This is a genomic window from Methanobrevibacter curvatus, from assembly GCF_001639295.1.
GTDB lineage: Archaea > Methanobacteriota > Methanobacteria > Methanobacteriales > Methanobacteriaceae > Methanoflexus > Methanoflexus curvatus.
On sequence record NZ_LWMV01000166.1, the window covers coordinates 1 to 21,767 of the forward strand.

17 protein-coding genes and 1 pseudogene are annotated in these 21,767 nt (G+C 23.0%); 10 read left to right on the plus strand and 8 right to left on the minus strand.

The window, feature by feature from the left end:
- Positions 1–156 precede the first annotated feature (156 nt).
- The gene (locus MBCUR_RS10050; protein ID WP_084269515.1) at positions 157–534 is read right to left on the minus strand and encodes a PD-(D/E)XK nuclease domain-containing protein; all 378 of its coding nucleotides are present in this window, start codon (positions 532–534) and stop codon (positions 157–159) included.
- 34 nt (positions 535–568) lie between these two features.
- Positions 569–1,721 (minus strand): annotated as a pseudogene (locus MBCUR_RS05115) (ATP-binding protein).
- A 925-nt stretch (positions 1,722–2,646) separates the two neighbouring features.
- On the opposite strand from MBCUR_RS05115, the gene MBCUR_RS05120 reads away from it, so the two are divergent.
- From MBCUR_RS05120 to MBCUR_RS05150, 7 genes are all read left to right on the plus strand, one after another.
- Positions 2,647–3,636, plus strand: coding sequence for a PDDEXK nuclease domain-containing protein (locus MBCUR_RS05120; protein ID WP_067091093.1), 990 nt, complete (start codon positions 2,647–2,649; stop codon positions 3,634–3,636).
- 234 nt (positions 3,637–3,870) lie between these two features.
- A complete protein-coding gene (locus tag MBCUR_RS05125) occupies positions 3,871–4,092 on the plus strand; it encodes an AbrB/MazE/SpoVT family DNA-binding domain-containing protein (RefSeq protein WP_084269519.1) in 222 nt (73 codons plus the stop codon).
- 37 nt (positions 4,093–4,129) lie between these two features.
- Positions 4,130–4,522: a type II toxin-antitoxin system VapC family toxin gene (locus tag MBCUR_RS05130; RefSeq protein ID WP_067091097.1), complete on the plus strand. Its 393-nt coding sequence runs from the start codon at positions 4,130–4,132 to the stop codon at positions 4,520–4,522.
- An 89-nt stretch (positions 4,523–4,611) separates the two neighbouring features.
- Complete coding sequence (locus MBCUR_RS05135) at positions 4,612–5,127, plus strand: CDP-alcohol phosphatidyltransferase family protein (protein WP_342669786.1); 516 nt, start codon at positions 4,612–4,614, stop codon at positions 5,125–5,127.
- Between the two features lie 472 nt (positions 5,128–5,599).
- Positions 5,600–6,022 (plus strand): signal peptidase I, encoded by a 423-nt coding sequence (locus MBCUR_RS05140; protein ID WP_067091106.1) that lies wholly within the window; start codon positions 5,600–5,602, stop codon positions 6,020–6,022.
- A gap of 265 nt (positions 6,023–6,287) precedes the next feature.
- Positions 6,288–8,039: an arginine--tRNA ligase gene (argS, locus tag MBCUR_RS05145; protein ID WP_067091109.1), complete on the plus strand. Its 1,752-nt coding sequence runs from the start codon at positions 6,288–6,290 to the stop codon at positions 8,037–8,039.
- A gap of 444 nt (positions 8,040–8,483) precedes the next feature.
- Positions 8,484–9,710, plus strand: a complete 1,227-nt coding sequence (locus tag MBCUR_RS05150; protein ID WP_067091112.1) for a bifunctional 5,6,7,8-tetrahydromethanopterin hydro-lyase/3-hexulose-6-phosphate synthase — start codon at positions 8,484–8,486, stop codon at positions 9,708–9,710.
- Between the two features lie 552 nt (positions 9,711–10,262).
- On the opposite strand, the gene MBCUR_RS05155 is transcribed toward MBCUR_RS05150, so the two are convergent.
- From MBCUR_RS05155 to MBCUR_RS05170, 4 genes are all read right to left on the minus strand, one after another.
- Positions 10,263–11,585 carry a coiled-coil domain-containing protein gene (locus tag MBCUR_RS05155; protein WP_067091115.1) on the minus strand — a complete coding sequence of 441 codons (1,323 nt, stop codon included), beginning with the start codon at positions 11,583–11,585 and terminating at the stop codon, positions 10,263–10,265.
- A 258-nt stretch (positions 11,586–11,843) separates the two neighbouring features.
- Positions 11,844–13,382, minus strand: coding sequence for a 2-isopropylmalate synthase (locus tag MBCUR_RS05160; RefSeq protein WP_067091117.1), 1,539 nt, complete (start codon positions 13,380–13,382; stop codon positions 11,844–11,846).
- A gap of 412 nt (positions 13,383–13,794) precedes the next feature.
- Positions 13,795–14,733, minus strand: a complete 939-nt coding sequence (locus MBCUR_RS05165) for a DUF63 family protein (protein ID WP_067091120.1) — start codon at positions 14,731–14,733, stop codon at positions 13,795–13,797.
- Positions 14,734–14,850: 117 nt separating this feature from the next.
- The gene (locus MBCUR_RS05170) at positions 14,851–15,549 is read right to left on the minus strand and encodes a PHP-associated domain-containing protein (RefSeq protein ID WP_067091122.1); all 699 of its coding nucleotides are present in this window, start codon (positions 15,547–15,549) and stop codon (positions 14,851–14,853) included.
- Positions 15,550–16,225: 676 nt separating this feature from the next.
- Between MBCUR_RS05170 and MBCUR_RS05175 the strand changes: the two genes are divergently transcribed.
- The 3 genes from MBCUR_RS05175 to MBCUR_RS10690 all read left to right on the plus strand — a co-directional run bounded on the left by MBCUR_RS05175 (position 16,226) and on the right by MBCUR_RS10690 (position 19,193).
- A complete protein-coding gene (locus MBCUR_RS05175; protein WP_067091125.1) occupies positions 16,226–16,684 on the plus strand; it encodes a GNAT family N-acetyltransferase in 459 nt (152 codons plus the stop codon).
- A gap of 783 nt (positions 16,685–17,467) precedes the next feature.
- On the plus strand, positions 17,468–18,238 hold the full coding sequence (locus MBCUR_RS05180) for a ParA family protein (protein WP_067091128.1): 771 nt from the start codon (positions 17,468–17,470) through the stop codon (positions 18,236–18,238).
- A 280-nt stretch (positions 18,239–18,518) separates the two neighbouring features.
- Positions 18,519–19,193, plus strand: coding sequence for a hypothetical protein (locus MBCUR_RS10690; protein ID WP_211265128.1), 675 nt, complete (start codon positions 18,519–18,521; stop codon positions 19,191–19,193).
- A 142-nt stretch (positions 19,194–19,335) separates the two neighbouring features.
- On the opposite strand, the gene ilvN is transcribed toward MBCUR_RS10690, so the two are convergent.
- Together ilvN and MBCUR_RS05195 are read right to left on the minus strand one after the other, a co-directional pair.
- Complete coding sequence (gene ilvN, locus MBCUR_RS05190; protein ID WP_067091130.1) at positions 19,336–19,839, minus strand: acetolactate synthase small subunit; 504 nt, start codon at positions 19,837–19,839, stop codon at positions 19,336–19,338.
- 10 nt (positions 19,840–19,849) lie between these two features.
- Positions 19,850–21,559, minus strand: coding sequence for an acetolactate synthase large subunit (locus MBCUR_RS05195; RefSeq protein ID WP_067091134.1), 1,710 nt, complete (start codon positions 21,557–21,559; stop codon positions 19,850–19,852).
- Positions 21,560–21,767: the final 208 nt, after the last annotated feature.

Sequence of the window (21,767 nt, forward strand, 5' to 3'; positions counted from 1 at the left end):
AAATAAGCAAGAAAAACAGTAAAAAAAGGCAAAAATCCCATAATTTAAAAAAAATCTCCATAAAAATACAATTTTTAAAAAAAAAATAAAAAAATTAATTAAAAAAAGCAGGTTAATAGAAAATCTCTATTAGACATCCTGTTAGATGTATAATATTTATAACTTAAATTTACATAAAACTTTTTCACGGCTAAAAGCAATGGCTAATAACTTAACTTCATTATTAGCATAAGCTTTATAGTATTTATTTTTATATATCTGCTTAAAAGCAATATTTAACTCTTTTTCTAATTTTTCCTCATTGGCATTGAATTTACATTCTCCTACTACAACAAAATTTTTGTCTTTGTATATGAAATCTGCAGAACCAATGTTATTATGGACTTCACCTTGGATATCAAATCCTAATGTTTTTAACCAAACTATAAATAGATTATGATAGTAATATTCGTGTTTTAAGTGAATATCATATGGGACATATGCTAGAACAGTAGATATGTTTTCTTCAAGAGACTTAGCTTCATTTAGTTTCATACTCTTTTTAACATCTTCAATAGTTCTATTAATTTTACTTAAGAGAAGTTGAATAAGCAGTTAATAGTTTTTTAAAGAATGATACTTTTACTTCATGATTAGGAAAATCTAGAGTGAAAAGCCTTTCAAGGTTTTGAATTTCAACTTTTTTTATACTAATATACCCTGTTTGAAATAATAAAGGAGTGACATCAAAATTATTAGGATTAAAACTATCTAAATCATCTTTTACCAAAGTAATTGGTTTTAAAACAAGATTTAAATTATTATTTTTTTTGATTTGTTCCATTAAAAAATTTGGAGTTCCTGTTGTAAACCAATAATTAGAAAAATACTTTTCACTAAATAACTTTAAAGTAGAACTTGGATTGTAAACTTTATTTTTCCCATCCCAACTATATCCATTGTACCAATAATTAATATGATCCATTAATTCCTTAAAACTTAGATTTAAGTTATCTCTAACTGTGTCAATATATTCTTTAAAATAATCTTTTAATTCATCTTCACTGTATCCACAGAGCAAAGCAAACCTATCATCTAATGTAATGTCATCTGGGCTGTTTAATCCTGAAAATAATGATAAGTTTGCTATTTTAGAAACCCCTGTTAGAAAAATAAATTTAATATATTCGTCATTTGTTTTTAATATTTTAAAAAACTTTGCTAAAATATCACGATTCTTTTTATAAGTATTTTCATCAGTTATAACATCAATTAGAGGAGTATCATATTCATCTACTAAAACAACAACTTTTTTATTAAAATTATTATACAAACCTCTAATTAATTCGTCTAAAAGTCTTTGTGGTGAGCTATCACTAAGTTTTATGGAAAATTCTTCTGCAATATCATTAATAGCCATTTTTAGTTCTTTTTTTAACTCTTGTGGATTTTGGTTTTCGATTTTACTTAGATCAAGTTTTATTACAGGGTATTTATCATTCCAATCCCACTTGTCATGAATATAAAGATCTTTAAAAAGTACTTCATTTCCTTTAAAAATCTCATCTAGAGTATTTATAAGCAATGATTTTCCAAATCGGCGTGGACGAGAAAGAAAAAATGACCTTCCACTACTTATTAAATCTAATATATTTTGTTTTATCTATATACAGGTAATCATTTTCCCTAAGAGTTTTAAAAGACTGTGTTCCAATAGGTAATACTTTCATACTTATTCCCATAAATGATTTATTTAAAATAATGTTTAATAAAAATGAATTATATCTATAAAATATATCTATAAATCATATTAATATATAAACCCTATTAAATTGTATTAATAAATAAGAAAATTGATTTTTTTATTAACACTTAAAAATCACAATTTTTTATTAACTATTTTAACTATATATACAATTTATTTATATGTTTTCACATGCTATAAATCTTTTGGAAAAATCACAATTCTGTCAAGTTAAGGAATTATTAATATAAAATTTGATTATAAGTATTACAAATTGAAAGGTTCATTTATAAACAATTTCAATTTTTTAATGAAATAATAAAACTTTGAAAAAATTTTTCTTAAGTTGACAGCATTGGAAAAATCAAAAAAACTCCAGTTTTTTATAGGACATGTTTACTTTTTAAGAAGATTATAAATACAAATAAATATATATAAATAATTATTTTATGATAAAAAATAAGTTATGAAAATATTTTAGATATGATATAAATATTATAACTCAAGAAGTTGATTATATATTGAATAAATATTATTTTATACAAAATATTATTTTTTTATTTAAGAAATTTTTATAGTGTTATTTAATTTTTAAACTTTTTATAACTATTTATTTTTAATTTAAACAGTGTAGACAAATAGTGACACCAGTGGTGTCACTATTTTTATATGGTATTATTTTATTTTGAAAAGCTTTTAAATAGAATTTTTTTATTAATATGCAAAAAATATCTTATTGTTTAATTATTTAAATATTTTTAAAAAGCTTTAAATTAAATTATGAATTTTAAGCTAATTATTCATTGTGTTTTAGAAATTTTTTATTTGATTTAAAATGCTTAATTTTTAATAATTTTTTATTTTGTTAAATATTATTGAAATTTTATCATAAAATAAATTATTTTTATTATGAATGTGAAAACATGGGTGATATAGAAGAAATATACAAAAAAGATTTTCTAGAAGTTTTAAACATGATAAGAAAATCTCAATATAATGCATTAAAAACTATTAATTCAGAATTAATTAGTCTTTATTGGAACATTGGCAAATATATTGATGAAAAAATTAAAAAATCTGATTGGGGTGAATCAGTGGTCAAACACCTTGCAGAATATATTTTTAAAAAAGAACCAAATCTAAAAGGGTTTTCTAATAGAAATTTATGGAGAATGAACCAATTTTATTTGGTTTATAAAAATTATCCTAAACTCAAAATACTGGTGCGAGAAATTAGTTGGACTAATAATTTGTTAATATTTTCAAGGTGTGAAAGTATTGAAGAAAAGATTTTTTATATAAATAGTTGTAGAAATGAAAAATGGAGTAAAAGAGAACTTGATAGACAGATTTCTTCAAGCTTATTTGAAAGGACAATGCTTTATGGAACTCAAAAATCTAAAAAAACTGAAGAAATATATCCTAATTCTAACAAATTTTTTAAAGATAGTTATGTCTTTGAATTTTTAGATTTAAAGCACGAATTCAATGAAAATGATTTACAAAATCAATTAATTAACAATTTAAAGAATTTTATACTTGAAATAGGTAAGGATTTTGCATTTGTAGGGGAAAACTACAGACTCCAAGTAGGAAACTCTGATTTTTTTATAGACTTACTGTTTTTCCATAGAGATCTTCAATGTTTAGTGGCTTTTGAATTAAAAATGGACAAATTTAAACCTGAATATATTGGACAGTTAAATTTCTACTTAGAGGCATTAGACAAGGATGTTAAAAAAACTAATGAAAATCCAAGTATCGGTGTATTGTTATGTAGTGATAAAGATGATACTGTTGTAGAATATTCACTAAATAGAAGTCTTTCACCAGCTATGGTTTCTAAATATCAAACAATCATGCCAGAGAAAAAATTACTACAAGATAAGTATAATGAGCTATTAAATGGATAGATAATATTTCAAAACTTAATTTTAAACTCTTTTTTAAATAATTATAAATATAATCAACTCCATATTTATTTTTATCTTATGAAAAAAATTAGTTTATGAAATTATTAAAGTAATAATGTTTTTTAATAAATCTTTCACTGTGTGAAAAGATTATTTTAAATAATTTTATTAAAAAATAATTCCAAATATTTTCCAAAATCATTATTAATTGTTTTAAATGATAAAGGTAAGATTATGAGAATAAAAACTAAAATATACAATAAATATCAGACAGTTATCCCAAAAGAAATTAGAAAACAGTTTAATATTGATAAAAATCACTTAGTAGAATGGAATGTAGATGAAGAAGGTAAAATTACACTAAGCTTTGTTGAAAACATTAATTTTGATGAAATGGCAGGAATATTTTCTTCAAAATCAAAAAAATCAAAAAAATTAATTAAGCACAAAAAATAGCTATCAAATAAGGATAATTTAATAAGTTCGTGATAAAATGATATTTATAGACTCAAGTTTCTTTTTAGCTTACTTCGATGAAAATCATAAAAAACATAAAGATTCACTTAAAGTAGCTGCAATAATCAGAATAGAGAAAAAAGTAATCAATAACTTCACAATAGCTATTACAGTCTCAAAAATCAGGAATCTAATAGATGAAGAGGCAGCTGAAATAGTCTACAACCATTTAATAAACAACTACGAAGTAATCTATGACAATAGAAAAAGAACCTTTGAAGCTATTAAACTACTAAGAGAAAATAAATATATTTCTAATTTTTCAGATGGATTAAGCTTAGCAATAATCAATGAAAAAAATATTAAAGAAATAGCTTCCTTTAATTCAAATTTTGATGGGCTTGATGGGCTTGAAAGAATTTATTATTAATGTCTTTTATTTTAAATTTTGATATTATGATTAACAATAAAAATGCTTTAAAGAAGAATGTTCCAAATATAATCTCTTAAATAAGGGTTATTTTAGCCTTTCCTTTCTTTTATTGTTTGTATGCTCTTTTCACACATGAAAAATCAATAGTTATTTTAATATTGTTTGCTATAATACTGCTGACTGATTTAGTAGATGGATATTTAGCAAGAAAATGGAAGGTTGAATCAGATTTAGGTGCAAGATTAGACATCTTTGGAGATTCATTATTAGCTATTCTTTCTGCTCTTGTTTTGGTTTATCTAAATATAATTAGCTTTTTATATCCTTTGATTATATTGTATAAGCTATTTGAGTTTTTATTAAGCTCAAAATACTTGAAAGACCTTCCAAGTTCAAAAAATTTCCTATATTTTGATATTATGGGAAAAAATGCAGGGATTTTATCAATGTTTGTTCCAGGGATACTTGCATTTGTTTATATTTTTATTCCAATTTATTTAATTTTGGTTGTTAATGTTTTACTTGTTTTAATCACTTTGATGGCAATAGTTTCAAGTGTATCAAGATTGTATAGACTATTTAAACAGCTATTTTTTTTGTAAATCTTTTATTTATAAATCTTTTGTTTATAATATTTTTTTTATTTTAAAATATTTTAATCAAACTTTTTTTATATTTTTATATTGTTTTGTTTTTTTTCTTTTTCAAGAAAAACTTTTAATACAATAAATTATAACATAATCTAGCAAATTGTATACAATTTATTTATTCCTTATAGGGAAGCTTTGGTATTGAAAAATACTAAGTTTTAATAATGATTTTAATAAAATAAAAGGAATAATAAGAATTTATTAGTTGTTTCCTATAAGATCCATAAGTAGAAATATTATTGTAAATTAGAAGAACTTTTTAAAAAAAAGTTCATCAAAAGGTTTTCTCAAAAATAAAGAAAACTAATTTAAATAAAAGTTTTTTACTAATTAGAAATATTACTATTATAAATAATATAAAAGACATATATTTAAATGATTAATTATTTAAATCAAAAAAATCTATTTATAAACAGGTGATTTTATGACAGATAAAAAAGAAATTATTTCATACATTGTTTTAATTGTTATATGTTTTATACTAGCCATGCATATGAATGTGGTTGTTTCTGGTAGTATGGAGCCAACATTTTATCGTGGAGACATTGTTATTATTGAAAAGACTAATTTTCTAGGTTTTCAGGAATTTAACCCTGAAGATGTTGAAGTAGGAGATATTGTAGTCTATGATGCATCTTGGTATAATAAACCAGTTATTCATAGAGTTATAAATAAAACAACAATTGAAGGAGAAACATACTTTACTATAAAAGGAGACAACAATCCAGTTCAAGATCCTTATCCTGTACCAGTATCTCAAATAAGAGAAAGAGTCATTAACATTGAAAATACCCCATTAATTGTTCCAAAAATTGGCTATGTTTCATTATGGCTAAGAGGATTATAAGTAAATATTAAATATTTTACAAGTAAATATCAAAGCTTTATATTATTAAAGTTTTATATTAATTATCAGTTATTTTATATCACTTTATATTTATTTTATATTTATTTATATTTATTTTATAATTATTTATATACATTAATTATCTTATAAAAAATATAAAATTTTTATAAAAAAATATGAAAACTTATAAAATATATTTATTTTTAAAAAAAATTAAAGAATTTAAAGATTTTAAAAATTATAAATTTTTATTCATGGTGAATAAATGTATTTCAAACTAAAAGAAGAAGCTATTTCTATTATAAAAGATGGATTAAAAGAATTAAATTTTGAAATTCCTGGTGAAATAAAAATTGACTTTCCACCAAATCCTGATTTAGGAGATTTAACAACTACAATTTCCTTTGTATTAGCAAAAAAATTAAGAAAACCACCAATTGAAATAGCTAATCAGTTAAGTGAAGTTTTAAAACCATCAAAATCTTTTATAAAAATTTTATCAGTTGGTCCTTATATTAACTTCTACATAAATTACAACACCTTTTCAAAAAAATTATTAAATTATATAGATGATGATTATGGACAACTATCTAATAAAAATAAAAAAATAGTTTTAGAACACACTTCAGCAAATCCTAATGGACCATTACATATTGGTCATTTAAGAAATTCATTATTTGGAGATGCTTTAAAAAGAATTTTTCTTCTTGGTGGCTACGATGTATTAACTCAATATTATGTTAATGATATGGGTAGACAAATAGCTATTATTGTTTTTGGTATTACAAAATTAGAATTAACACTTGAAGATGATTTAAATATCGAACTAGATAATAAAATAGACCATAAAATTGGTAGGTTATATTATAAAGCAAATAAAGCAACAAATGAAAATCCAGAATTTAATGAAGAAATAAGTAATTTAATTAAAGAGTATGAAAGTGGAAATAATCCAGAATTAAATAAAACATTTGAATTTGTAGTTGAAAAATGTTTAGAAGGAGTAAAAGAAACACTTAATGAAATAAATATTCGTCATGATGAATTTATTTGGGAAGGAAGGTTTATTAGAGAAGGAAAGGTTAATGAAATTGTTGATAATCTTATTGATACAGGTTATACTAAAGAAAATGATGTATTATATTTAGATTTATTAGATGATTTTGGAATTGAAAAAGAACTAGTTTTAAGACGTAGTGATGGTACTTCTCTATATTCTACTCGTGATTTAGCATACCATGTTTACAAATCCAAAATAGCTGATATAATTGTGGATGTTTTAGGTTCAGATCATAAGTTAGCCGTTGAGCAGATAAGCATAGCTTTAGAACTCTTAAAAGAAAAGGTTCCTGAAGTTGTTTTTTACGAATTTATTAATCTTCCAGAAGGGTCAATGTCAACAAGGCGAGGAGTTTTTATATCTGTTGATGATTTAATTAATGAAGCTATTATCAGAGCACAAAATGAATTAAATAAAAGAAGAGATGATTTATCTGAGGATGAAATTTTAGAAATAGCTAAAATCATTGGAATTGGAGCTATTAGATATTATATTTCTAAAATTTCACCTGAAAAACATATTACTTTTAAATGGGATGAAGCATTGAACTTTGAAAAAGGATGTGCATCAATTCAATATGCTTATGCAAGAGGACTAAAACTTCTTAAAAAATCAGATAAATTTAATTTAAATGCTGATTTAGAAAAATCTAAGATTTTAGACTTATCCATAAACGATGTTCCTGAGAACTGGATTCCAAATGAATCTGAAATTAATTTAATCAGACTTTTCTCTAAATTTCCATCAATTGTAGAAGATTCAGTTAATTCAAGAAGAGTTCACCAAATAGCACAATATTCCCTTGATTTAGCAAATAGCTTTAATAAATTCTATAAATCAGAACAAGTGATTAATAATGAATTCGAAATTCCACGTCTTATATTAGTTGAAAAAGCTATTTTTATAATTAAAAAGTCATTAGGTCTTTTAGGTATTGAAGTTCCAGAGACAATGTAATTAAAATTATTTTATTTTTTTTTAATTTTTTTTTAATTTATCAAATTTTATTTTTCAATAATTATTTATTTTAATTTATTTTAAATATCTTTATAATTAATATGTTCAGAATTTTTCAGAAATTTATTTTTCAAAAAAATTTTATTTTTCAAAAATTATAAATAAAATAATTTAAATATTATTAATATATAATTTTAAAATATTTTTTATTATTCTTTTTTTTATTTTAAAATTATATTTTTACTTTTAATTTATCTATTAACTTTTAATTTATCTATATTATTATTTATCTATTAATTTACTAATTTATTTATTAATTTATCATTAATTTATATAATATTTTATTTATTAATTTTTTATTTATTTTTTCTTTTAAAATATTCATTTAAAATATTTTTGATTGTTTTATTTTTTCTTTTAATGTTTTAATAATGGAGGATTATAATGTTTAAAATTGGAGAAGCCCTTATTGGCGATGGTAATGAATTAGCTCACATAGATTTATTGATTGGTTCTAAAGATGGACCTGTTGGAACCGCTTTTGCAAATGGATTATCCCAGCTTTCTATTGGACACACACCTTTACTTTCTGTTATTAGACCAAATTTACCTACAAAGCCTGCTACTTTGATTGTTCCTAAAGTAACTGTTGGTAGTTTAGAGGATGCAAGTAAAATTTTTGGTCCTGCTCAAACAGCTGTTGCACGAGCCGTTGCTGATGCCGTTGCTGAGGGAATAATAGATAGGAATGATGCAGAAGATTTAGTCCTTGTTGTAAGTGTATTTATTCATCCTGAAGCAACAGATTACAGAAAAATTTATCAATACAATTATGGTGCTACTAAATTAGCTATTAAAAGAGCATTGAAAGAGTATCCTAATGTTGATAAAGTTTTAGATGAAAAAGACAGAGGAACTCACCCTATTATGGGCTTTAAAGTTAGTAGATTATGGAAACCACCTTACTTACAAGTTGCTCTTGATTTAGATAATGCAGACACAATGGAGCAAATAATTGCTCAAATTCCTGATAAAGAAAGAATTTTACTTGAAGCAGGAACTCCTTTGGTTAAAAGGTTTGGTGTAGATATTATTTCTAAAATTAGAGAGTTACGTCCTAATGCTTTCATAATTGCGGATTTAAAAACTTTAGATGTTGGTAGAATTGAAGTTAAAATGGCTGCTGACCAAACTGCTGATGCAATAGCTATTTCTGGTCTTGGTACAATTGAGTCTATTGAAAAAGCTATTCAAGAAGCTCAAAAACAAGGAATTTATTCTATTTTAGATTTAATGAATGTTGATAACTTTATTGAGAAAATTGTAGCTTTAAAAGACGATTTAAAACCAGATATTGTTCTTTTACACAGAAATGTCGATTTAGAAACTCTTAAAGCAGAAAGAGGTGAAGATCTTGACGATATTTCTGAATGGGGTAATATTAAAGAAATTAAAAAGCTTATTGGCAATGGTCTTGCTGCTGTTGCAGGTGGTATCACTCCAGACAAGGTAGAAGAAGCTATTAGCAAAGGTGCAGATATAATTGTAGTTGGACGTTATATTACAGGTTCTAGAGATGTTAGAAGAGCAACTGATGATTTTTTACAATATTTACCTCAAGATCCTGATAACATGAGACTCCCTTTAGATGAAGATGAATCTATTGATTAGATTTATCTTTTATTAATTTTTTATTTTATTATTTTTTTTAATTTCATTAATTGATATGTCAATCATATCTTTCTATTTTTTTATTTTTTTCTAGAGGCTGTGCAATGATTATTTTTTGTAAAATAGATATTTAATTAAAATATCTTAAAACATGTTAAAGTATTAATATATATTTTTATAAAAAATAAATATTTAAAAATAATTATAAAATAAAAAACTTTTGTTTAAATTAGTTTTCTTTATTTTTGATCAAACTTTTTCTAAAAGTTTGTTTTTAAAAAGTTTGTTTAAAGTTCTTATAATTAGCAAATAGCTCATATTAACTAGTTAAATTTAAATTAAACATTTTAAAAATAATGAAAATTAAATGTCTAAAAACAATTATTTTTAGTAAATAAGCATTAATATCAATTAAAATAGAATTTTATTAAATATCTATATTTATTTTATAATAAAATCCATTATAGCTTTATAAATTTAATTTAACATAATTAACTAAATTTAGAAAATTAGATTTTCGAATTTATGCACAGCCATTCTATACTAATTTTTTCAATCGCTTAATATAAATTGTTTTAATTTTTCTGATAAAGCTTTATATTCTTCAAGTTCATGTTCTGCTTTTTCTTGTTTTCTTTTTACTTCCATATACTGTCTGTTTAAATCAGCATATTTTACTTGTAAGTCAATAAATTCTCTTTCATAAGATTTATTTTCTGGTGTTTTATGATTTTCTAAAAATTCTTTTTCTTTTTCAAGATTATTAATATTATTCTTTAAATTTTCATTTTTTGTTTTTGCCCTATTCAATTCTTTTTCAATTAATAGCTTTTCAATTTCTATTTTGTTTATAGTTTCTTTTAATTGATTATTAATTTCGTCACTTTCGGCTTTAGCATTTTTTACTTTATCTTCTAAGTTCTGAATGCTATTGTTAGCTATTTCAATATCATTATTTAATGCATCTATGATTTCCTCAGAACTTGTAATTTTTTCAAGATATGTTTTTGTCTTATTGTCAAAGTCTAAATTTTCATCAGCTAAATTTTTGTTTTGTGTTTCTAAGTTATTATTATCATTTTTTAAGAATTTATTTTCATTTTTTAATTTATTTAGTTCATCATCTAAATTGTTATATTTTTTAGTTAATTTATCAATTTCATTTTCTAAATTTTTATTCTTTTCAACTTCTTTTTCAATACTTATCTCAATATTTTTTTCTTTATTTTTAAAATCAATATCAGCTTCTGCTGATTTACTTTCAATTAAGAGTTTTTCCTCTTCTAACTTTTCTATTTTTTTGTTTAATTCATCTGTTTGTTTCTTAAGTTCATTTATTTGTTTATTTGCATCTTCTTTTTCATTTAATAGTGTAGTTTTTTCTTCTTTTAGTTTATTGTTATCAGTTTTTATTTGTTCAACTTCATTTTGGAGTTTAATGGCTTCTTTTTTATCTGTTTCAGTATCATTTAAGACTTTTTCATCTTTTAATTCTATTTCTTTGTTTAATTCGCTTATTTTTTTGTTTAATTCTTCTTTTTCTTCTTTTAATTCTTCTTTTTCTTTGTTTAATTCTTCTTTTTCATTTAATATTATATTTTTTTCTTCTTTTAGTTTATTGTTATCGGTTTTTATTTGTTCAAGTTCGTTTTGGAGTTTAATGGCTTCTTTTTTATCCGTTTTTCCATTATTTTTTAGTTTCTTTTCTAATTTCGAATCTAATATTAATACTTCCTGTTCATCAACAAATTGATTAGAATCTTTTGGTACTGTAACTTGAACCTGCTCACTAACATATTCCTTTTTATCTCCATTTTTAAGGGTTCTGCTGTATTTTCTTTTATATATTTTTACAATACCTTTACTATATTCCATTTAAATTCCTCTCTGTTTTATTGATAAATCTTTTTAATATAAATCATTTGAGTTAATAATGATTTTTTTATTTTTTTAGTCTTTATTTTAGTTTTTATTTTTATATTATAATTTTAATTTAAAATTTATTTCTAATTAGAATTTTAAAAATTATTTTTAATATTATTTTTTTAATATTATTTTTAATTATAATTTTAATTTTAAAAATTATTTCTAATTATAATGGTTTTTAATTTAATTTTTGCATGATTTTATTGATTATTCTAATGAGTCTCTAATATATAATATTTTATTTAATGAATTAATAATGGCTTCTACACTTGCCATAATAACATCGTCTTTTGTGGCTCTACCAGTTGATTTGTTATCTTTATCATCGGATATTATTACAAAAACTTCAGCTAAAGCATCTGTTCCACCAGTAATAGCTTCAATATTATATTCTTCTAATTTAATAGCTATTGTATCTCTAACTAATTCTTCAATGGCTTTTAAAGCAGCATCTACAGGACCTACACCTATATGGGATGTTTCTTTTATTTCATCATTTATTTGGAGTTTAACAGTAGCCGTTGATGAAACTGAGTCTCCTGAAACAACAGTTAATCCTAATAATTTTATATTTTCTTCTTTAGATTTTCCTAATACAGTAATAGCAATAGCTTTTAAATCAGCATCGGTTATTGTTTTTCCTTTATCTCCTAGTGCCTTGATTTCATCATAAACATTACAAAACTGATTTTCATCCATGGAAATATTATACTCATTTAACTTACTTTTTAAAGCACTTGCACCTGTATGTTTGCCTAAAGCAATTTTTCTTGAATGACCAACTAATTCTGGAGCTATTGGTTCATAAGTGGCAGCATTTTTTAATATACCATCAACATGGATACCTGATTCATGAGCAAATGCATTTCCACCCACAATTGGTTTGTTCGGTGGTATTTTAATACCTGTTACTTTTGAAACATAATCAGAAAGGTTGTATAGTTGTTTAGTGTCAATGTTTAATTTTATTCCATAGGCCACAATTAAAGAAATAACAAACTCTTCAAGGGAAGCATTTCCTCCTCGCTCACCTATTCCATTTATAGTAAGATGGCTTTGATTTGCTCCAGCTTCAATGGCTGCTAATGAGTTTGCAACGGCTAATCCAAAATCGTTATGGCAGTGTACACTTATAGGGATCTTAATTTCTTCTTTTAATCGTTCTATTAATATTTTTGTTGCTGATGGAAATAAAACACCTACTGTATCAGGAACATTTATCATATCTGCCCCAGCTGATTCAACTGATTTATATAATTCAATTAAGTAGTCAATATCTGTTCTTGTAGCATCTTCAGCTGAAAATTCTACTGTTAATCCATGTTCTTTTCCATATTCAACGGCTTCAACAGCTTTTTCAATGACAGTTTCTTTAGACATTTTAAGTTTATATTCTCTGTGGAGCTGTGAACTTCCTATAAAAGTATGGACATATGATAAATCACAATCTAATAAAGCATCTAAATCAGATTTAACTACTCTAGCCAAACCACATAAATCTGCTTTAGGTTCTAATTCAGTAATTTTTCTTGCAGATTCTTTTTCTCCTTCAGATACTGCTGGAAAACCAATTTCTATTGTATTCACTCCAATATTATCTAATCTTTTAGCTATTTGTATTTTTTCATCTACAGTTAAAGCTATTCCTGGTGATTGTTCTCCATCTCTAAGTGTTGTATCAAATATTTTAATCTTATCTGAGATTTTAAGATTTTTTTTAGATTTTTCTATACTTTCTATAAACATTTTATCAACTATTTAAATTAACACATTGAATCTATAATATATTTTATATTTTAATATAATTTAAATATATCATATCATACTATTTTACATATTATGTCCTTTGTAAATATATTGTAATATTATTGTATATTTTTGTATATTTTTTTTAATATATTGTAATATTATTGTATATTTTATTTTGTAATTCTATCATTGGGGTATGTTTTTGTATATTTTTTTAACTATATTAACTATATTATATAAATAGTATAATTTTATAGATATTTTGTCAATTCAATAAGACTTAAAATCTTGATTTAATTATATTATTTATTTAGAATTATTTAAAAACTTAATTATTTTATTTAAATTAGAATTATTAAACATAAATTATTTTTTAGAATTAAATTAAATTTAAATTAAATTTATTTTTTTATTGTATTCCTATAGCCATTGTAAAAAGATTTCTAATTGCTGGAGCTAGACCTAAAATAAAAATAGCTAATTTTAAAAGACCTTTAATTGTTTTATCATCTATATATTTATCTATTGAATAAATAGCTAGTGAGATTACTATAATTTTTAATGGATAAATACTGGTTGCTGTAGAAAATTCACTGTATATTAAATTTGGCAGTACGTGTTGCTCAATGTATCCATAAAAATCTACTGCAATAAATGTTGTTGTTGCATCTAGTAGATGAGCCGAAATTATACTTAGATTGTATTTGTCTCTGTATATTTTGATTTTTTTCCCTAATATATAAAAAATCCCTGTTAGAATTAACCATATCAACAAAACTTCTACAATAACTTTAAAATTTAGTTGATGTATATTAATTGATACATATATTAATCCTAATAGACCTAAAGAAAATATTATTAGTCTATAATCTATTTTATTTTTGATATTTTTTCTGATTTTAGTTTTGAAACTTTTTTTGATATTATTTTTCAACTTATTTTCCAAGTTATTTTTCAAGTTTTTTTTTATATTTTTTTTTATATTATTTGTTTCGATGATTTCTTTATTTGTTTTATTTATCTTATTAAATATTTTTTTTTCTATTAATAACCCTAATAACAATGAAATTATTGTTAATCCTCCAATTATATAATATATTCCTGGTGTTATTAAAAACCAAGAGTATTCAAATATTCCATTATCTACCAATGCTCTGGTTATTGATCCCATTAAAATAAATGGTATAACTGCAACAATTAATTTTTCTGGTCTTTTGTCTATTTTTTTAAAAAATTGTATTAATATAAAAATAGCTATTATTAAAAGTATACCATAGACTAAAGTATTAAAAATATTGTATCCTGAAAAAAAGTATTTTTCAAAAAAATCCATTATTATATTTTCCATATTTTCACTTTTTATTTTTCAGTTATTGTTTTTAATAATATTCACATTTAAATATTTTTTTTCATTTTTCATATTTTTCATATTTTTCATATTTCTTATATTTTTTAATTTTTGTTATTAATTTCTTTTATATTTTCTTTTTATTTTTTTATTTACAAATTCTTTAAATATTAACATGTTTGAAGTTCCTTTTCCTTTTGCTAAAACTTTATTTTTTTTAATAGCTGATAATATTTCTTCTTTAATTATATTATCATTTTCTAAATCATAATCATTGTCCTTATTTATTAATATTTCTGAATAACAGTCACCTATTGATTCTAAAAAATGTGAATCACTTGCACCTAAGCCAGCTATTTTGCTTGTTTTTAATAATTTATTTGCTTTATGATTTCCATACCCTAGTATATATCTTCCATTTTTTGTTTCTAATCCATCTATTTTTAAATCTTTGTAATTAACTTTTGTTAACAGTCCATGTCTATAAAATGTGTATGGATGAGGAATAATAGCTAAGCCATTTAATTCATGGATCTTTTCAATTGTTTCTTCGGGAGATAGATTTTTTTCTATTAATTCTTCTACTCCTAATCCTAAAATATGCCCTTTTGTTGTTGTTATTTCAATCGATGGAATTATTACAATATTTTTATATTCTTTTGATAATTCAATAGCTTTTTTACTTCCTTTAATTGTGTCATGATCGCTTATAGCTATTATATCCATTTTTTTTTCCATAGAAGTTTTTAATATTCCTTCTATGCTACTGTTACTATCTCCAGAATATAAACTGTGAATATGAGGATCAAATTTCATTTTACCCTTTTATTATATTTTATTTACTATTTATTACTTATTTGCCTTTGTTATTTATTTTATTTACTATTTATTATTTATTAACCTTTTTTATATTTTTTATATTTTATTTTTTATTTTTTAATACTATTTTTTATTTATTTTTTTAAAAGTTTATATTCATATACAACATATTTTAGAGGTCACACAATGATTATTTCTTGTAGAAACATATATTTAATTAAAATATCTTAAAATATGTTAAAAGATATAAAGTATTGATACATGTTTTTATAAAAATAAATATTTAAAATAAATATTTAAAAATAGCTATAATTAGTAAATAACTCATATTAATTAGTTAAATTTGAATTAAATTTTTTAAAGAATAATAAATTAAACATTAAAAAATAGTTATTTTTAGTAAATAGATATTAATATTAATTAAAACAGAATTTTATTAAATATTTATTTTTTTTTATAATAAAATTTATTACAACATTATAAGCCTAATTTTAACTCAATTAATTAAACTTACAAACTTAGATTTTCGAACTGTTGCACAACCTTTTTAATAAAAAAGAAAATTTTTTAAGCTTATAAGTTATAAGTTTATAAGTTATAAGTTAATCTTTTATTATTAGCGGGCTTTTGTTTATAACTTGATGGATATCGTTAATTTTTTTGGTTGGACAATATGAAGATTTTAAATGCAGAAGTAGATGACTTAGAAGAAATTTTAGAATTACAAAAGCTTTCTTTTGTTAGTGAAGCTTTAATACATGATGATTTTAATATTAAACCTCTTCATCAGACTATGAAAGAAATTATACATGATTTTAATACTGGAACTATTCTTAAAATAAGTGACCCTGATTCAGATAAGATTATTGGATCTGTAAGAGGATATAAGAAGGATGAAAAGTTTTTAATTGAGAAGCTATTTGTTCATCCTGATTACCAAAACAAAGGAATAGCTAAGAAGCTTTTAGAAAAAATTGAGAATGTTAGTGGGTCTAGAGTATTTGAATTGTATACAAGCCATAAAAGTATAAAAAATTTAAGTTTATACAGGAAACTGGGATATGTAAAGTTTAAAATTGAAAAAGTCCATGATGAGTTTTATTTTATTCATTTAAGAAAAGTTATTCAATGATTTATTTTTTTATATTTTAAGTTATAACTTATATCTTATAACTTTTATCTTTTAACTTATATCTTAAATATTATATCTTAAATCTTATATTTTATTAATTATATCTTTTAAATTATAAGTTACTATTTATAACTTATTTATTATTAGTTTTATCTTTTAACTTATAATTTATAAATTATATCTTTTTTCTTTTAACTTAAATATTATAATTTAAAACTAATATCTTATAATATATAACTTAAATCTTATAATGTTTAACTAATATCTTATAATTTAAAACTTATATCTTCTATTTTATAACTTATATTTTATATTTTATAACTTAAATCTTATAATGTTTAACTAATATCTTATAATATATAACTTATATCTTCTATTTTATAACTAATAAATTCTAATTTAAAACAAATAACTTATATATTATAAATTATAAAGTATATATTATTAGTTAAAAATGATAAAAGATAATTTATAACTGTTAAGTGAAAAGTGTTAAGAAATACTTTTTAATTTAGAATTTATAAGAAAGAACTAATAAGAACTAAGTTATTAGTGTTATCTTATAAATTAGAATTTATAATTTAAAACAAAGCTAAATAAATTATTTTTTATTAAAGATTTTTTAATTTTATATTTAATTCTATTGGAATTATTATTTATTCTATTAAATTTTATTCATTCTATTAGTTTTATATTTAATTTTATTATTTTACTTAATTTTTACTTAATTATATTTAATTAATTAATTAATTAATTTTTTTTTATTTTTATTAATGTGATAAAATGGGAGAAATTTTAGCAATTATCAACCAAAAAGGGGGATGTGGAAAGACTACAACAGCTGTAAATTTAGCAGCATCCTTAGCTCATTTAAATAAGGGAGTATTAGTTGTTGATATGGATCCACAAGCAAATGCTACCACCAGTTTTGGAATTGATAAATTAGACTTAGAGACTACAATCTATTCTGCTATTAGTGGTCAAGTAAATGTAAAAAAAGCAATTATCTCTACAAATGTTCCAAACTTATTCATACTTCCAAGCAATATTTCTTTAAGTGGTATTGAGGTAGAATTAGGCAAAATTCCTAATCATCATTTAGTTTTAAAAAAGCTATTAGAAGAAGTTAAAGACATTTTTGACTATATTATAATTGATGTACCTCCATCTTTAGGTATTATCACAATTAATGCTTTAGTAGCATCTGATGAGGTAATTATACCAATTCAAGCAGAATATTATTCATTGGAAGGAGTAGCCGATTTAATGAATACTATTAAATTGGTTGAAAAAAGGTTAAATAGCCCTACACCAATTAAGGGATTTGTCTTAACTTTGTATGATTCAAGAACTCTTTTAGGTAGAGAGGTATATAATGAGCTTAAAAAGTATTTCCACAAGAAAGAATACATTTTTAAATCAATTATACCTAGAAATATAAGATTAGCAGAAGCTCCGAGTTTTGGAAAACCATGTATTTTATATGATCAAGATAGTAGAGGTTCTAAATCATATTTAAAACTAGCAAAAGAATTTTTAGAATTAGATAAATAAAAATCGTACATAAAATCACAATTGATAATAGTTTTAATATATTTTTAAAATTTATAATTATAAAGTTATAATTATTTTTCATATATTTAATTATTTTATGTTTATTTATAATTTTTAGTAATAATTAATTATTTTATAATTATTTATATTTTTTAGTAATAATTAGTAATAATTATGTAATTTATAGATATTTATCATATATTCAATCATTTTATAATTGTTTAAATATCTTTAATATAAAATTTATAATAAATTACAGTGTCTAATAAGGAGCTTAAAAATGGTCGAAAAGAATATTGGATTGGGGAGAGGATTAGATTCATTAATTCCAAAAATAGATGAAAATGATGAAACATCCTATACTTTAGAGGAAATTTTAAATAATTCAAAAGGAGAAAATAAAGAAGAGGAGGAAGTTGAAGAAAAAACAGAAGATACAAAGGATAATACAGAAAAAAATGATACTTCATCTAAAAAAGCTGTTTCAAAAAAGAAAACTGCTAAAAAAGCTAAAAAATCAACTTCAACAAAAACTACTAAAAAAACAAGTAAATCAAAAAATGAAAATAAGAAAAATAAGGAAAACAAAAAAACAGATAAAATAGCTACTGATGAAAATATTGAAACTTCATTACCACAAGACCAAGATAATGATTTAAAATCAACAAATTTAAAACCAACAAATGATTCAAAAAATATTGAATCAGATGTTTCACAAGATTTAAGCATTGATCCTATAGTTGAATCAAATGTTAATGATGTTAAAAAAGTAATTGGAAAAAATCCAAGAATAACCTTATGGTCAGTAAAATCAGCTGCTGTTTTAAGATATTTAAGAAAAACAAAGCCTGAATTTAGTATTAGTAAAGAAGCATCAGAGCTAATTGATGAAGCTATTAGCAATAAATATCCTGAGATTTGGGAGCTTTTTGAAGATTTAGAAAATGAAAAATAATAAACAACAATTAAAAATAGTAAATAACAATTAAAAATAGTAAATAAGAATTAAAACTAATTAAAAACAATTAATATTAATTCCTATTAATTTATAAACAAATTATATTTAAATCATTATATTTAAAATCAACAAACCATGTTTAAATATCTCTTTCAATAGCTGTTGGTCCAGTTCTGGAAATTTTTCTGATTCCAAAAACTTTTAAAAGTGAAATAAAGCCATTTATTTTTTCAGGGCTTCCAGTAATCTCAATAGTAATATTATTTTCACTAATATCAATTATTTTCCCTTTAAAAATAGAAACATATTGAATAATCTCTGATTTTGATTTTTCATTGTTGATTTTAACTTTAAGAAGACATAATTCTCTTTTTAAAGTAATTTGAGGATTTAACTCCTTAATTTTTACTACATCAACCAATTTATTTAATTGTTTTGTAATTTGTTCAAATGTCTTTTCATCGCCATTTACAATTATAACCATTCTAGCATAGGCTTCAATTTCAGAAGAACCTACAGTTATACTTTCAATGTTAAAACCACGACGTGTGAATAAACTTGCCACTTTTTGAAGAACACCAGGTTTGTTTTCTACTAATGTGCTAATAACATGGCTGTAATTTTCATTAAGATTAGTATTCATTTTTCTACCTCTATTCAGTGTGATAATCTCCTAATATCTCTGTTAAACATTCACCTGGAGGAACCATAGGTATCACTTCTTCTTTATCAATAACAATATTTAATAGCTTAGATTCTCCAGATTTTAAAGCCTTTTTTACTTCTTCTTTTGTCTCGCCAGGCTTTTCTACTTTTACTCCATCGATTCCAAAGCTTTCAGCTAATTTAATAAAGTCAGGAGTTGTTCCTAAGTCTGTATGAGATAATCTTTTGTTAAAAAATAGATTTTGCCATTGATAAACCATTCCAAGTTTTCTATTATCAAATAAACATATAATAAGAGGAATATCATATTCTTTTATAGTGGCCAAGTCTTGACAAACCATTAAAAATCCTCCATCACCTGTAATTGAAATTACATCATTTTCTGGCATTGCAACTTTAGCTCCAATGGCAGATGGAAAACCAAAGCCCATTGTACCTAAACCACCTGAGGAAATAAACTTTCTTGGATTTTTTGTATTGAGATAATGAGCAGCCCACATTTGGTGTTGTCCAACATCAGTGGTAATTATTGTATCTTCACTTATAACTTCTGATATTTCTTTAATTACTTGTTGTGGTTTTAATGGAATATTATCATAGCTAACACGCGGAATACATGATTTTTTAAATTCAATAGCTTTGTTTAGCCATTTTTGACTGTTGTTTATCCAATTTTCATAGCCAGAGTCCTTTGAAGACTTTAACTCTTTAATCATTTCAATAAATTGATTTAAAACAATTTTTCCATCACCAACAATTGGAATTTCCACTTCAATAATTTTACCTATTTCAGCTGGATCTACATCAATATGGATAATTTTAGCATTTTTTCCAAATTCTGATATTTTTCCAGTGGCTCTATCAGAAAATCTACATCCAATAGCTATTATACAATCACTTTCAGCTATTGAAAAGTTTGCCACTTTTCTTCCATGCATTCCTATCATTCCAAGGTTAAAATCGTCTTCTTCATCATATGATCCTTTACCCATTAAAGTGGTGACTACAGGAGCATTGATTAATTTTGAAAATTCTTTTAATTTTTTTGATGCATTAGAAAGGATTACTCCCCCTCCAGCTAATATAATAGCTTTTTTTGAACTTTTAATTAATTTAATTGCTTTTTTAATTTGTTTAATATTTCCTTCTAAGTTTGGACTGTATCCTGGCAAGTCAAAGATGGCTTTTTTCCTATTTCCTATAATTTGTTCTTGAATATCTTTAGGAACATCTATAACTACGGGACCTGGTCTTCCAGTTGAAGCTAATTCAAAGCTTTTTTTTACAATGGATGATACTTCATTACTGTCTTTAGGTTGAAAACCATGTTTAGTGATTGGCATGGTTATTCCTATCATATCTACTTCTTGAAATGCATCATTTCCAATAAGATTAGTTGAAACCTGCCCTGTAATAGCTATTATAGGTGATGAATCCATATAAGCTGTAGCTATTCCAGTTACAAGGTTTGTTGCTCCAGGACCAGATGTTGATAAACATACTCCAGGGCGACCTGATGCACGAGCATATCCATCTGCTGCATGTGATGCACTTTGTTCATGCCTAACAAGAATATGCTTAATATCACTATCATATATCATATCATAAAATGGAAGAACTTGCCCTCCTGGATATCCAAATATTGTATCTGCTCCCTCTTCAATTAAAGCTTTAATTATTGCTTCTCCTCCTCTCATTGAAACACCACTGATTGTTGATTATTTTCTTATTAATTTTTTTATTATATTTTATTTAGTAATCTTCTATTTATCATTTATACTTTTTTATAGAAAATTTTAAATATTTTTTTTTATTTTATTCTTGTGTCTTTTATTTATTGATATTATTTAATATTAAATTTCTAATATAAATATTTAAATAAAAAAATCTTTATACTATAATTGT